Annotated in this window: 14 protein-coding genes; 5 read left to right on the top strand and 9 right to left on the bottom strand. The window is 70.0% G+C overall.

What is annotated here, in order from left to right:
* Positions 1–30 precede the first annotated feature (30 nt).
* Positions 31–855 carry an S-formylglutathione hydrolase gene (gene fghA, locus ACO06I_RS20475; RefSeq protein WP_421934463.1) on the bottom strand — a complete coding sequence of 275 codons (825 nt, stop codon included), beginning with the start codon at positions 853–855 and terminating at the stop codon, positions 31–33.
* Between the two features lie 2 nt (positions 856–857).
* Complete coding sequence (locus ACO06I_RS20470; protein WP_421934462.1) at positions 858–1,967, bottom strand: S-(hydroxymethyl)glutathione dehydrogenase/class III alcohol dehydrogenase; 1,110 nt, start codon at positions 1,965–1,967, stop codon at positions 858–860.
* 387 nt (positions 1,968–2,354) lie between these two features.
* Between ACO06I_RS20470 and ACO06I_RS20465 the strand changes: the two genes are divergently transcribed.
* Positions 2,355–2,882 (top strand): hypothetical protein, encoded by a 528-nt coding sequence (locus tag ACO06I_RS20465; RefSeq protein ID WP_421934461.1) that lies wholly within the window; start codon positions 2,355–2,357, stop codon positions 2,880–2,882.
* Here the strand turns inward: ACO06I_RS20465 and ACO06I_RS20460 are convergent.
* From ACO06I_RS20460 to ACO06I_RS20440, 5 genes are all read right to left on the bottom strand, one after another.
* The gene (locus ACO06I_RS20460; protein ID WP_421934460.1) at positions 2,872–3,753 is read right to left on the bottom strand and encodes a CPBP family intramembrane glutamic endopeptidase; all 882 of its coding nucleotides are present in this window, start codon (positions 3,751–3,753) and stop codon (positions 2,872–2,874) included. The two genes, ACO06I_RS20465 and ACO06I_RS20460, sit on opposite strands and share 11 nt — an antisense overlap.
* An 85-nt stretch (positions 3,754–3,838) precedes the next feature.
* The gene (locus tag ACO06I_RS20455) at positions 3,839–4,900 is read right to left on the bottom strand and encodes a helix-turn-helix domain-containing protein (RefSeq protein ID WP_421934459.1); all 1,062 of its coding nucleotides are present in this window, start codon (positions 4,898–4,900) and stop codon (positions 3,839–3,841) included.
* Between the two features lie 114 nt (positions 4,901–5,014).
* Positions 5,015–6,487, bottom strand: a complete 1,473-nt coding sequence (locus ACO06I_RS20450; protein ID WP_421934458.1) for an ATP-binding protein — start codon at positions 6,485–6,487, stop codon at positions 5,015–5,017.
* Positions 6,484–7,215, bottom strand: a complete 732-nt coding sequence (locus tag ACO06I_RS20445) for a response regulator (RefSeq protein WP_421934457.1) — start codon at positions 7,213–7,215, stop codon at positions 6,484–6,486. The genes ACO06I_RS20450 and ACO06I_RS20445 overlap by 4 nt, the downstream gene beginning before the upstream one ends.
* A gap of 82 nt (positions 7,216–7,297) precedes the next feature.
* Positions 7,298–7,846 carry a Spy/CpxP family protein refolding chaperone gene (locus ACO06I_RS20440; protein WP_421934456.1) on the bottom strand — a complete coding sequence of 183 codons (549 nt, stop codon included), beginning with the start codon at positions 7,844–7,846 and terminating at the stop codon, positions 7,298–7,300.
* A gap of 163 nt (positions 7,847–8,009) precedes the next feature.
* Between ACO06I_RS20440 and ACO06I_RS20435 the strand changes: the two genes are divergently transcribed.
* Complete coding sequence (locus tag ACO06I_RS20435; protein WP_421934455.1) at positions 8,010–8,324, top strand: GNAT family N-acetyltransferase; 315 nt, start codon at positions 8,010–8,012, stop codon at positions 8,322–8,324.
* 48 nt (positions 8,325–8,372) lie between these two features.
* Here ACO06I_RS20435 and ACO06I_RS20430 read toward each other — a convergent pair whose 3' ends face one another.
* Both ACO06I_RS20430 and ACO06I_RS20425 read right to left on the bottom strand, forming a co-directional pair.
* Positions 8,373–9,464 (bottom strand): acyl-CoA dehydrogenase family protein, encoded by a 1,092-nt coding sequence (locus ACO06I_RS20430; RefSeq protein ID WP_421934454.1) that lies wholly within the window; start codon positions 9,462–9,464, stop codon positions 8,373–8,375.
* The gene (locus ACO06I_RS20425; RefSeq protein WP_421934453.1) at positions 9,464–10,657 is read right to left on the bottom strand and encodes an acyl-CoA dehydrogenase family protein; all 1,194 of its coding nucleotides are present in this window, start codon (positions 10,655–10,657) and stop codon (positions 9,464–9,466) included. Before ACO06I_RS20425 ends, ACO06I_RS20430 begins: the two co-directional genes overlap by 1 nt.
* 474 nt (positions 10,658–11,131) lie before the next feature.
* Between ACO06I_RS20425 and ACO06I_RS20420 the strand changes: the two genes are divergently transcribed.
* Genes ACO06I_RS20420 through ACO06I_RS20410 form a run of 3 tightly spaced genes read left to right on the top strand, consistent with a single transcriptional unit; the run spans position 11,132 to position 13,433 of the window.
* Entirely contained in the window at positions 11,132–12,757 is a 1,626-nt protein-coding gene (locus tag ACO06I_RS20420; RefSeq protein WP_421934452.1) for a methyl-accepting chemotaxis protein, read from the top strand.
* A complete protein-coding gene (locus tag ACO06I_RS20415; RefSeq protein WP_421934451.1) occupies positions 12,757–13,065 on the top strand; it encodes an STAS domain-containing protein in 309 nt (102 codons plus the stop codon). Before ACO06I_RS20420 ends, ACO06I_RS20415 begins: the two co-directional genes overlap by 1 nt.
* Positions 13,062–13,433 carry a response regulator gene (locus tag ACO06I_RS20410; protein ID WP_421934450.1) on the top strand — a complete coding sequence of 124 codons (372 nt, stop codon included), beginning with the start codon at positions 13,062–13,064 and terminating at the stop codon, positions 13,431–13,433. The genes ACO06I_RS20415 and ACO06I_RS20410 overlap by 4 nt, the downstream gene beginning before the upstream one ends.
* The last annotated feature ends 17 nt before the right edge of the window (positions 13,434–13,450 follow it).

Here is a 13,450-nt window from a genome sequence, read left to right as displayed (position 1 = left end):
ATAGACCCGCCTTGACACCGGTGTCACGCCTCAGAGGCGGGCGGCGTGCCAGGCGACATGATCGGCGATGAAGCTCGTCATGAAGAAGTAGGAGTGGTCATAGCCCTCCTGCATCCGCAGGGTCAGCTTCTGGCCCGCGGACTTGCAGGCAGCCGCCAGCAGGTCCGGCTTCAGCTGGCCCACCAGGAAGTCGTCGCTCGTCCCCTGGTCCACCAGGATGTCGTCGAACCGCGCCGCCCCGGCCTCGATCAGCACCGTGGCGTCGTGCGGCGCCCAGGCGGTCTCGTGCTCCCCCAGATAGGCGGTGAAGGCCTTGCGGCCCCAGTCGCACCGCGCGGGCGAGCAGATCGGCGCGAAGGCCGAGACGGACTTGAACAGGTTGGCGTGGCGCAGGGCCAGGGTCAGGGCTCCGTGCCCGCCCATGGAGTGGCCGGAGATCCCCACGCGGCCCATGTCCACTGGGAAGCCCTGCCCCACCACCGCCAGCAGGTCGACGGTGACATAGGTCTCCATCTGGAAGTGCCTGGCCCAGGGCGCCTGGGTGGCGTCCACATAGAAGCCGGCCCCCTGGCCCAGGTCATAGGCCGGGTCGTCGGCCACGCCCTCGCCGCGCGGGCTGGTGTCGGGCGCCACGATGGCCAGGCCAGCCGCCGCCGCCGCCCCATAGGCGCCGGCCTTGGTGGTGAAGTTGTCCTCGGTGCAGGTCAGGCCCGAGAGCCAGACCAGCAGGGAAAACGGCCCCTCCCCGGCGGGCACGAAGATCGAGAAGGTCATCGGCGTGCCGGTGGCCTCGCTGGCGTGCCGGCAATAGCTCAGCGTCCCGCCGTGGACCCTGTGCGACTTGAGGATCTCCACCCCTAGAACACCACCACCGAGCGGATGCTCTCGCCCGAATGCATCAGGTCGAAGGCCTTGTTGATGTCCTCCAGGGGCATGACATGGGTGATCATCGGGTCGATCTCGATCTTGCCGTCCATGTACCAGTCGACGATCTTCGGCACGTCGGTACGGCCGCGCGCGCCGCCGAAGGCCGTGCCCTTCCAGACCCGGCCGGTGACCAGCTGGAACGGGCGGGTGGCGATCTCCTTGCCGGCCTCGGCCACCCCGATGATGATGCTCTCGCCCCAGCCGCGATGGCAGGCCTCGAGCGCCTGGCGCATCACCGTGGTGTTGCCGGTGCAGTCGAAGGTGTAGTCGGCCCCGCCGTCGGTGAGCGCCACCAGATGGGCGACAATGTCGCCGTCGATGGCCTTGGGATTGACGAAGTGGGTCATGCCGAACTTGCGGCCCCAGGCCTCGCGGTCGGGATTGATGTCGACGCCGACGATCATGCCGGCGCCCACCATCCGCGCGCCCTGGATGACGTTCAGGCCTATGCCCCCCAGGCCGAAGACGATGACATTGGCGCCCGGCTCCACCCCCGCCGTATTGACCACCGCGCCCACCCCCGTGGTGACCCCGCAGCCGATGTAGCAGGCCTTGTCGAAGGGGGCGTCGTCGCGGATCTTGGCCACCGCGATCTCGGGCAAGACGATGTGGTTGGCGAAGGTCGAGCAGCCCATGTAGTGGGCGATCGCCTGGCCCTTGTAGGAAAAGCGGCTGGTGCCGTCCGGCATCAGGCCCTTGCCCTGGGTGCCGCGGATCGCCGTGCAGAGGTTGGTCTTGCGCGACAGACAGCTTTTGCACTGCCGGCATTCAGGCGTGTAGAGCGGGATCACGTGGTCGCCGGGCTTCACGCTGGTGACGCCGGGGCCCACCTCGAGGACGATACCCGCCCCTTCATGGCCGAGGATCGAGGGGAAGATGCCCTCTGAGTCCAGCCCGTCCAGGGTGTAGGCGTCGGTGTGGCAGACCCCCGTGGCCTTGATCTCCACCAGCACCTCGAAGGCCTTGGGGCCCTCCAGGTCGACCTCGACGATCTCGAGCGGCTGCTTGGCCTGGAAGGCGACGGCGGCGCGGGTCTTCATGGGCAGATTCTCCAGAGCGAAGGCGGACCATGTCGGCCCGTCGCCGGAGTGGCAAGGCGCCCGGGGACGCCCTGGACGGAGATATTTTCCCACTGTCCGAAATCGCCCCCTCCCGTCGTGAGTCGCGCGGCGCGGAGTATGACGCCAGCGTGTCATCGGCGGGCCGCTCGGCGGCCGATCGGCCGCTTCGTGGCGGGTTTGTTTCAATCGCGCCCTTAGCTCCGCAACAAACCCCGCCGGAACCCTGTGCGTCCGCAATTGCAGGGCATCGGCCCACGCTGCGCCCCCTCGGACGCCGCCGCGGCCGGATCCCCTGGCCAAATTCGCGAGGGACGAATGAGTATATCAAGCATTGCAACGAGTTACGCCGCCAGTGGGGCCCAGCGCATGCTGGCCGCCCTGCTGGCGCAGCAGAAGGGCGCCGGGCAGGATATGCCGGGCGTCAGCGGGGCCGAAAGCCCCTCGGGACCGCCGCCGGGCCGCCCGCCAGGTCCGCCGCCGGGCGCGGACTCCCAGGCCTCCAGCCAGTTCTCCTCCAACACCCTGGCCAGCCTGCTCCAGGCCCAGGAGGACAAGCCCACCGCCACCGACATCGCCAACAAGCTGATCGGCGACGTCGACACCGACGGGGACGGTTCGCTGAGCCTGTCGGAGATCGAGGCCAGCCTGAAGGGCGGCAAGTCCGGCGCCAGCACCGCCAACGACCTCACCAGCGCGCTCGCCAAGCTGGACACCGACGGCGACGGCAAGCTCAACGTCGATGAACTGACCAAGGGTCTGGAGGCGATGCAGGCCAAGCATCATCGCCACCACGCCGAGGCCGCCGCCGCCTCCACCGCCGCCAGCATCCTCACCACGGCGCAAAACGCGTCGTCGGCCGCCGAGACCGCCGTCGAGACCGGCGTCACCGTCTGACCCGTCCAAGGGCCGGAGCCGAAGCTCCGGCCCGAGCCGCCCGAAAGCCCAGCGAGCCGCATGTGCCGATAATCACCAGCAGGGCTCCGGCGGTGTAGGCCAAGGCGGCGTACATCGCGCCCTCCTGCCCCAGGTCGCTGAAGCGGTTGAACGACCAGTGCATGAGGATGGCCGGGATCACCGCGCCGCCGGTATTGATGGTCACCCAGGCCATCAGCACGGTCACCGACACCATGGAGAGGCAGAACCAGCCGAGGGGAAGGCTGGACTGCGGCATGCCGGAGAACAGGAAGGCCGGCAGGTGCCAGACCGCCCAGATGACCCCCAGCAACACCGCCGCGGTGGTGGGGTTGAAGCGCTCCAGCATCCTGGGCAGGGCGAACCCTCGCCAACCGGGATCCTCGCCGATGGGGCCCGGATCCAGCACCATCATCGCCAGGCCCCCCATGGCGAACTCTGGCCAGCGCGCGAAGTCCCCCACGGGCGGCGGGGCCGCCCCCGAAAGGTGGGCCTGCAGGAACCGCGCCCCAAGGGTCAACCCCGCGACCCCGAAGGTGGCCGCCAGGTACCAGCGCAGCGGGAAGCGCCACCGGAATATCCGGCCCACCAGATCCCGAAGGCCGTCCCGGCCGCCATGGACGGCCGTGACCGCGAACGCAAGGATCGTGGGCGACCAAACGGTCAGGAAGATGAGCGGATTGCCCAGGGTGACCTCCCCGAACACCCGGACCATCGGTCCGCTGGCCACGGCGTACAGCAGGCCGACGCCCCAGGCCCAGGCGAAGACCAGGAGGTAGAAGACCCCAAGCCCGCTCGCGCGGCGGACCTCGGGCTCGGCTCTGGAGCCTGAGTGTTTCCTTTGATTGCGCATGTCCAAGACCCTCCAAAAACGTCAGAGGGCCGGCACCCCGGCGCATCGTCTCGGCGACACTGAAAAAGCCTCGTCGATTCCGAACTTATTCGATGTCCGGGGAGATCTGGGCCGCCAGGGCCGCACGCCGCCAGGTCGTGGGCGTGGCTCCGGTGGCGGCGCGGAAGGCGCGGTTGAACGGGCTGAGGGAGCCGAACCCCAGGTCGAAGGCCAGGCTCGCGATGGTGGCCTCGGCCTCGGCCGGATCGGCCAGTCGCGCCTTGGCCGCCTCGATGCGGTAGCCGTTCACGAAGTCGGCGAAATTCCGATGCCGCAGGCGGGTGTTGATCAGCCGGCGCAACCGGTGTTCCTGGGTTCCCAACTCCTGCGCCAGGGCCGCGATGCTCAGCCCCTCGCGCCGCCAGCCGCCCGCGTCCATGAACCCCTCCAGCTTGGCCAGCAGCACCCGCTCGGCGGCCACCAGCCTGGCGTCGGCCGCGGGGGGCTCGACGGCCGGCGTCGCGAACAGCGGCGTCCGGGCCTGGAGCAACAGCCAACCCATCGCCAGGGCCAGGGCGGAGATGGCGACCGCGCCGAAGGCCTCTCCAAGGGCCGCCGAAGCCCAGGCTCCACCCTGCCCCAGCCCGTGAAGGGCCCCCGCCGCGCCCTGAGTGGCCGCGAACAGGGCGGCGATCCCCAGGATCAGGCCCCGGGACGCTCTGCGGCTGTCCACCAGGTCGCCGCGCCAGCTGCGGAGGATCATCCACATCGCGTGCAGGCAGATCAGGGCCGCGGCAAGATTGAAGGCCGCCAGCAGCGTGCGGTCGAGGCCCGTCGGCGCCCAGGTCGCCGCACCGCCCAGCAACAGGAGCAGGGCCGCCGGCGCGAAGGCCGATCCGCGAAGGGGCCGGTCCTGGAACACGCAGGCCACGAAGGCCCAGAAGAAGCCCGCCGCCGGGAAGGTCATCCACAGCAGCAGGTGGGGACGGCCGAGCAGGGCCGAGGTCTGCTCCGACCCGGTGAGCGTCCAGGCCGCGCCGCTGAGGAAGGTCAGGATCGTGGTCAGCTTGGCGTCACGGCTGAGCTCGCTGCGCCCGACGCCCAGGGCGATCACCAGGAACGCCCCGATCGCGACGCCCCGCAACACTGGCGCGGCCGTCGTCAGCATCTGGCGCCCTCCGCCCCGGAGGCCGGCTCAGGTCTGGTCCCGCCCGCCGTCCACGCCCCCCGCGCTCTTCTCGACAGCCTAGCAGTGCGGGAATCGCTCAACAACCGGGCCGCCCTACCCCACCGACAGGGGCAACCTCACCCGCGCCACGAGCCCCGACGCAGACGACACCAGCACCACGTCCCCCCCATGCGCCCGGGCGATGGACCGCGCCACGGCAAGGCCAAGCCCGACCCCGCCGCGGTCCAGGGTCCGCGCGGCCTCGGCGCGATAGAAGGGCTGGAAGACGCGCTCGAGTTCGCTCGCCGCCAGGCCCGGCCCGTCGTCGGCGATCTCCACCACCGCGTGGCCGTCCGACTGGAAGACCCGGACCCGTCCGCGTTCGCCGTACTTCACCGCGTTGTCCAGCAGGTTGCCGAACAACCGCTGCAGGCCCAGCGTGTCGGCCTCCACCGTCACCGGCGCGCCCTCGGTCAGGGTCAGGTCCTGGTCGCCAGCATCGTCCACCAGGCATTCCAGCAGGGACAGCAGGTCCAGGCGCTCGCGGGGCCGCGAGGCGCTGGCGTCGCGGATGAAGGCCAGGACCGAGGTGATCATGGCCTCCATCTGGGCGACGTCGGCCAGGACGCTCGCCTTCACCGGCGCCGGCGCGCCCTCCAGCTTGAAGCGGATGCGCGCCAGCGGCGTGCGCAGGTCGTGGGAAATGGCGCCCACCATGGCGGTGCGGTCGTCGATGAAGCGCTTCAGCCGCGCCTGCATGTCGTTGAAGGCCCGCGCCGCCGCCCCGATCTCCGCGGGACCCGACAGCGCCATGAGCGGGCCGGTGGGGTCGCGACCCAGGGCCTCGGCGGCGCGGGCGAACTGGTCCAGGGGCGCGGTGATCCGGCGGGCGAAAAAGTAGCCGAGCGGCGCCACCAGCAGCAGGCACCCGGCCAGCCACAGCAGCACGCGCCTCTGCCAGTCGTTGGGGAAGGGTTCGGGCTGGGGCCGCACCACCAGCCACTGGCCGTCGCTCTGGCGCACCGCGGCGCTGAACTCGCCGAACATCGGCGGGCCCGTCTCCCGGAAGGCCATCATCGGCGGCTGGCCCTCCGGGCCGGGCGGCCCGGCGACGAAGACGTCGAACCGGCGCTGGCCCGGCGGCCCGGCCGGCGGCGGCCCTTCGGGCCCGAACTCGTCGGCCATGATCCTCTGGTGACGCATCTCCATGGCCGCGCCGCCGATGCCCAGGGTGCGATGCAGGCGGCCGGGGAAGGTCATGTGCTGCGCCAGGCGAACGTCGGCCTCCCGGACCCCCAGCTGGGCCGCCAGCTGATGGCGGGCGTGCTCGCTGGGGAAGGGCCGATCGGCGGGCTCGGGGGGCGGCGCGGCCTGCATCTCCCGCAGCAGGGGCCGGCCGAAGCGCGGCGTCAGGGAGCCGCCCTTCAGGGCCTGGGCCACGTCCTCCAGCCGGTAGACCGGGCGCGGCGGCGGCGGCATCAGCAGCACCACGGCGAAGGTCATCACCTGGGCGGCGATCAGGCTCACCACCAGCAGGGCCACCAGCTGCAGGGCGATGGGCGCGCGGGTGCGCCCCCCAGGCGTCACGGCCGCGTCACCTTGGCGTCGAACAGGTAGCCCGCGCCGCGATAGGTCTTGATGATCTCGGCGGGGGCGCAGTCGTGCAGCTTCCGGCGCAGGCGGCTGATCTGGACGTCGATGGCGCGGTCGAAGACGTCGGCGTCGGTGCCCCGCGCCTTCTCGATCAGTTCGTCCCGCGACAGGATCCGCTGCGGATGGTCGAGGAAGACGCTGAGCAGGGAGAACTCGCCCGCCGTCAGCAGGATACTGACCCCGTTGGGAGCGCGGAGCTGGCGGCGCACCCCGTCCAGGGTGAAGCCCAGGAAGTGGTAGGCCTTGCCCTTGGGCGGTCCGGGCGTCCGCGCGTCCTCCCGCCGGCGCAGCACGGCCCGGACCCGGGCCAGCAACTCGCGGGGACTGCAGGGCTTGGCCAGGTAGTCGTCGGCCCCCAGCTCCAGGCCGAGAATCCGGTCGATCTCCTCGCCCATGGCCGAGAGCATGATGATCGCGGGGCCGCCCCCGTCGGCCAGCCGCCGACAGATGGACAGACCGTCCTCCCCCGGCAGCATCAGGTCCAACACCACCAGGTCGATGGGCCCGGCGGCCAGGACCTGCTCCATGGCCAGCGCGTCGCCGGCCTGGGCGACCTCGTAGCCGTGCTGGGAGAGATAGTCGGCGATCCCCGCCCGCAGATCCCCGTCATCATCGACGACCAGGATCTGGGGAACGGGAAAGGCGTTGGCGGCCGGGGTCATGGAAGCGTCAGTGCAGGCCAAAAGTGGCGGCTCTATCGCACGCCCGCCACAATTGGCCCCCGGTTCCCCCGGCCATGCAAGCTCAGTCGTGCGGACCGTCGCCGCCGGGCCCGCCGTGCATCATCATCATCTGCTGGCCCATCATCCCGCCGCCGCCGGGACCGTGCATCATCATGCCGGGTCCATGCATCCGGTGCAGGGCGTCGAACACGGCCTGCTGCTCGGGGGAGAGCGCGGCGTAGAAGGCTCGCGTCGCGGCTTCCATCTTGGCATGGCGCGCCTGACGCTCGGCGGCCATCCTGTTCATCTCGTCCAGGCGCTGGGGCGTGGTCTGGGGCGCCTTTGGCTCGGCCATCTTCATCGCCGGCATGTCCTGCGGATGCATGGCGTCGCGGAAGGCGCGCCAGGCGGTCTCCTGCTCGGGGCGCAGGCGCAGGATGGTGTGCATGTCCTTGTCCATCTGCGCCATGTGCTCGGCCATGCGGGCCTTCATGGCGGCGGGATCAGGCATGCCCGCCATGCCGGGCATCATGCCGTGCATGCCGCCGGGCGGCGGGGCGGGCGGCTGGGCGGCGGCGGGGCCGGCGAGAACAAACAAGCCAATGGCGGCGAGGGCTGCGTATCGGGTCATGGAATTCCTCCCTTGGAGACTTGCAGTCAAGCTCGCACAGCCGGGGCGCGCCTTGATGTCAGTCATAAACTCGCGATTGAAACAGAATTGAAACGGGCGGGTTCTAGCCCTGGCCCGCGTCGACGTGCTTGTTTGTCCCCGACAACCCTTCCGGGAGAGCCCTATGGCCGACGACGAACTCACCGTGACCATGAACACCGACACCTCCCGGTTCGAGGTGAAGCTGGGCGCGGAGATCGCCTTCGCCGAGTACAGGCTGGCCGGCGACAGCATCATCTTCCCTCACACCGTCGTGCCCGAGGCCTTCGGCGGCAAGGGCGTCGGCGGCAAGCTGGTGCAGGCGGGCCTGGCCTATGCCCGCGAGCACAAGTTGTGGGTGAAGCCCACCTGCGCCTTCTTCCACGCCTACATCGCCAAGCGGCCGGACCTGCACGAGCTGGTGCATCCGGACATGCGGGAGGGGCTCAAGGTCCCCTAGAGCGGGACAGCCTGAAGTGGACACCGGTTCAGGCGCCCGTCACGCGACCTAGGCAAGAGCGCCGGTGAGGCCCTGCATCTGGGCGGCGAGCGCCCGCACCCGTTCGGGGCCGCCCAGCAACTGGCGGCTCAGCCCCACCCGCTTGAACCAGAAGTGCAGGCCCAGCAGGTCGGTGATGCCCATGCCGCCGTGCACCTCCGTCGAGGTCCGGGCGATGAAGCGGGAGACCTCCGACAGATGGGCCTTGGCGTGGGCGGCCACCAGCGAGGCCTCGTCCGGCGCCGCGTCGAAGGCGTAGCCGGCGTACCAGACCAGGGACCGGCAGGGCTCCAGCTCGGCGGCCATCTCGGCGCAGAGATGCTTGACCGCCTGGAATGAGCCGATGACCCGGCCGAACTGCTTGCGCTCCTTGGCGTAGGCCACGGCCTTCTCGATCATCACGTCGCAGGCGCCGAGCGTGTCGGCCGCCAGCAGCACCCAGCCGGCGTCCCGCAGCCGGGCGAGCACCCCCTGCCCGCCGCTCAGCGGCTCGGCGGCGACCTTGTCGAAGGTCAGCTCGGCCATCCGCCGCGTCAGGTCGATGCCGGTCATGATCTCGCGGGTCAGGCCACTCGCTCTCCCGTCAACAAGATGCAGGCCGCCACCGATGTCAGCGACGATCAGCAGGTCCGCGCCGAGTCCGCCGGGCACAAACAGGGCCTTGCCCGTCAACTTGCCGGCCGCGGCCGTGACGCCGGCTCCGTCGCGGGCCCCGGCCACCGCCTCGGAGATGGCCACGGCCGCCGTCACCTCGCCCGAGGCCAGCTTCGGCAGCCACGTCGCCTGTTGCTCGCTCGAGCCCGCCAGCCGCAGGGCCAGCGGCGCCAGCACCGCCCCCAGGAAGGGAACCGGCGCCACCGCCCGGCCCAGCGCCTCGGCCATCAGGGCGGCGTCCAGCAGGGTCAGGCCCAGGCCGCCGAATTCCTCCGGGATGACGATGCCCGGCAGGCCGAAGTCCGTCAGGGCCGCCCAGATGTCGGCGCCGCGGTCGGCGGGATCGCCGGCGAAGGCGCGCACCCGGTCCAGGGAGGACGCCTCGGCCAGGGTCCGGCTGAGGCTCTCCTGCATCATCCGCTGGTCGTCGGTCAGGGAGAAGTCCATCAGGCCACCGCCAGCTTGGGTTCGCGCGGCATGCCCAGCCCGCGCTCGGAGATGATGTTCTTCTGGATCTGGGCGGTGCCGCCGCCGATGATCAGGCCCAGGTCGAACATATAGTTGCGCTGCCAGTTGCCCTTGGCGCGCAGGTGCGGCCCGTCCTCATAGAGCACCCCCAGCTCTCCGAGCGCATCGATGGCGAGGGCGGCGATCTGATGGTTCAGCTCGCAGCCCTGCAGCTTGACCACCATGCCGGCCAGGCCAGGGTTCTCACCGGTCATGGACGCCGTGATCGTGCGCAGGCCATTGAACTTCATGGTCATCACCCGCGCCTGCAGGGCCATCAGCCGGTCGGCCATCACCGGATTGTCGATCAATCGCTGTCCGTCCACCGTCTCGCTCTTCATCAGGTCGATCAGGGCGGCGAACCGCGCCTCGGTGGCGTTGGGGTCCCCCAGCATGCCGCGCTCGTGCTTCAGCGTCGCATTGGCCACGAACCAGCCCCGCCCGCGCCCGCCCACCACCGCGCTCTGCGGAACCCGCACGTCGGTGAAGAACACCTCGTTGAACTCGGCCGACCCCGTCATGGTCTTCAGCGGCCGCACCTCGATCCCCGGCGTGCTCATGGGGAACAGGATGTAGGAGATCCCGTCATGCTTAGGCGCCTGCGGCTCGGTGCGCACCAGGCAGAAGATCATGTCGGCCTGCGCCGCCGTGCTCGTCCAAATCTTTTGGCCCGAGATCAGGAAGTCCTCGCCGTCCTCCACCGCCTTGGTCTGCAGGTTGGCGAGGTCCGAGCCCGCGCCCGGTTCGGAATAGCCCTGACACCAGACCACCTCGCCGCGCAGGGTGGGTGCGATCCAGCGGGTCTTCTGCTCTTCCGACCCCACCTCCAGCAGGGTCGGGACCAGCATGGAGATGCCCTGGTTGGCGAAGCCCCGCGGCGCGCCGGCGGCGGTGAACGCCTCGGCGATGATCCGGGACTTGAGGATGTCGGGCTCGGCGCCGTAGCCGCCATAGGCCTTGGGGATGGTTCGGGCCGCATAGCCATGGTCGATCAGCAGGGCCTGCCAGGCCATGGCCGCCTCCCGCGGGCGTTCGGCGCCGGCGTCGGCGGCGTACCGGTCCCGATGGGCGGCGAGGAAGGCGCGCACCTCGTCTCGAAAGGCCTCCATCTCGGGGGTGAGCCTCAGGTCCATGGCGTCCTCCTGCGCAACGTCGGTTCTTGGATCACAGGCGACCACCGTCCGGCGCCGGCCGCAAGTCTGACCTCGCGGAACCCCTGACCCGCTCGAGATCTGGTGACCATCGCCGTGCCAGATTGTCGCGGTTGCCTGCAAGCCACGGCTTTCGTTGGGAAACCACCCCAATCGCCCGGTGCGGCCCAAGATTCCGGTAACCATTTCTTCAAGCCAAACACCTTACCCAATTCAGACGTTCGGTTGGACTGGCCTTGGCGCGTGCGTCGCGGCCAAGACATTCCGCCAGAACGGAAAGATCAGCAGGGGGCTCATCGATGATCGCGAACAGTATGTCGAAGTATTTGCAGCCCCGCGAGAACATCGGCGGAGAGACCCCGAGTCTCACGCTGACGAAAGATCGTCGTTCTTCGAGCCCCGGACTCTATGCGCGCCGGACAACGCTGGCCGCCGCGCTGAAGGTCAGGCCCTAGCATGGCTGATACCAAGGCGATCGCACTGGATCGGCGTCTCGACTTCATCGGCATGGACGCCAGGGCGCGCGCCGCCCTGGCCGACGCGCGTCCGGTGGTCGAACGCGCCCTCCCGATCGCCATCGCCGCCTTCTACGAACAACTCGCCCGCCATGAGGAGACCCGCAGCGTCTTCGGCGGCGCCGAGCACATGGCCAAGGCCCAGCAGCGGCAGATCAGCCGCTGGGGCGCGGTGCTCTCGGGTCAATACGACGCGGCCTATCTGAAGGACGTCCGCGCCATCGGCGAGGCCCACGTCAACATAGGCTTCCAGGCCGACTGGGCGATCGGCGGCTATGCCCGCATCCTCGATGAGCTGGTGCGCGCCATCCTGGCCGCCCATTGGCCGAAGGGCTTCGGCGCCAAGGCCGGCGCCCGCGACAAGGCCGCCGACGCCATCGGCGCGGTGATCAAGGCCGCCCTGCTGGACATGGACCTGCTGCTGTCGGCCCAGACCGAGATCACCGAACATCGCCACGCCGAGGCCGCCCACCTGCGCGAGGACTCCGACCGGGAACAGCGCAAGGCCCTCCATGGCCTGGCCGGCGCCCTGGAGGCGCTCAGCCAGGGCGACCTGCGCCACCGCATGGCCCTGACCTTCACCGGCGACTACGCCAAGCTCGCCGCCGACTTCAACAAGGCCGTCAGCCACCTCGAGGGGGTGATGGGCGCCATCGCCGGCAACGTCTCCGGCATCCACGCCGGGGCCGGCGAGATCTCCGGCGCCGCCGACGACCTGTCGCACCGCACCGAGCAACAGGCCGCCACCCTCGAGGAAACCGCCGCGGCCCTCGACCAGATCACCGTCACGGTGCGCAAGACCGCCACCGGCGCCAAGGCCTGCGCCGATGTGGTGGTGGCCGCCCGCGGCGACGCCCAGACCAGCGGCGATGTCGTTCAGCAGGCCGTCTCGGCCATGAGCGAGATCGAGCAGTCCTCAACCCAGATCAGCCAGATCATCGGGGTCATCGACGAGATCGCCTTCCAGACCAACCTGCTGGCCCTGAACGCCGGGGTCGAGGCCGCCCGCGCCGGCGAGGCAGGCCGCGGCTTCGCGGTCGTCGCCTCCGAGGTCCGGGCGCTCGCCCAGCGCTCGGCCGAGGCCGCCAAGGAGATCAAGTCCCTGATCAGCGCCTCCAGCGCCCAGGTCAGCACCGGCGTCCAACTTGTGGGCCAGACCGGCGAGGCCCTGCAACGCATCGTCAGCCGGGTGGCCGAGATCGACGGCCTGGTGAACGAGATCGCCGCCAGCGCCCAGGAGCAGTCCGTCGGCCTGGCGCAGGTCAACACCGCGGTCAACCAGATGGACCAGGTGACCCAGCAGAACGCGGCCATGGTGGAGCAATCCACCGCCGCCAGCCACAACCTCGCCCAGGAAGCCGAGGGTCTCGCCAATTCGGTGAGCCTGTTCCAGATCGGCGAGCAGCACCGGCCGCCTGCGGCCGTGGCGCGACACAACACCACCCCCGCCCGCCGGCCGCCCCCGTCGGCCCGGCACGCCGCCCCCGTCCACGCCTCCGCGCGCGACGGATCGGCGCTCCGCAAACCTGCGCCGCAGTCCGGCGCCGATGAATGGGAAGAATTCTGATGTCCATGGACTCCGCAACCTTGGCGGACCGGGCGACGGTCAGCCTGGCCCCGGTTCTGGACCTGCAGGCGGCTGAGCCGCTGCGGGCCGAACTGATGTCGCTGCGCGGCCGCCCGCTGGACCTCGACGCCTCTCAGGTCACCCGTATGGGCGGACTGTGTCTGCAGGTTTTGATGTCGGCGCGCAAAATCTGGGCCGAAGACGGCGTCAACTTAACGGTGGATCAACCGTCTTTGGCGTTTTCAGAGCAATTGGCGGCGTTCGGGGAACCCGAGCTTCATTTCGAGCCGGAAGGGGAACTTTCGTGAGCAAGACAGTACTGACCATCGACGATAGCCGCACCATGCGGGAGATGTTGAACCACGCGCTGGTGGAGGCGGGCTACCGCGTCATCCAGGCGGTGGACGGCATCGACGGCCTGGAAGTCCTCCAAGCCAACGCCGGCACGGTGGATGTGGTGATCACCGACATCAACATGCCCCGCCTCGATGGCTTCGGCGTGATCGAGGGCGTTCGCGCCAATCCCGAGCACCGCGCCACGCCGATCCTGGTCCTGACCACGGAAAGCGATGCGGCCAAGAAGGAGCGGGCCCGTTCGGCCGGCGCCACGGGCTGGATCGTGAAGCCGTTCAATCCGGTGAAGCTGGTCGACGCCGTCCGTCGCGTCGCCGCCTAACCCTCTAGAAGCCGTTT

It is taken from the genome of Phenylobacterium sp., assembly GCF_965229015.1.
Lineage (GTDB): Bacteria > Pseudomonadota > Alphaproteobacteria > Caulobacterales > Caulobacteraceae > Phenylobacterium.
Note: the sequence above shows the minus strand (reverse complement) of the source record. Positions and strands in the feature narration are given on the sequence as shown.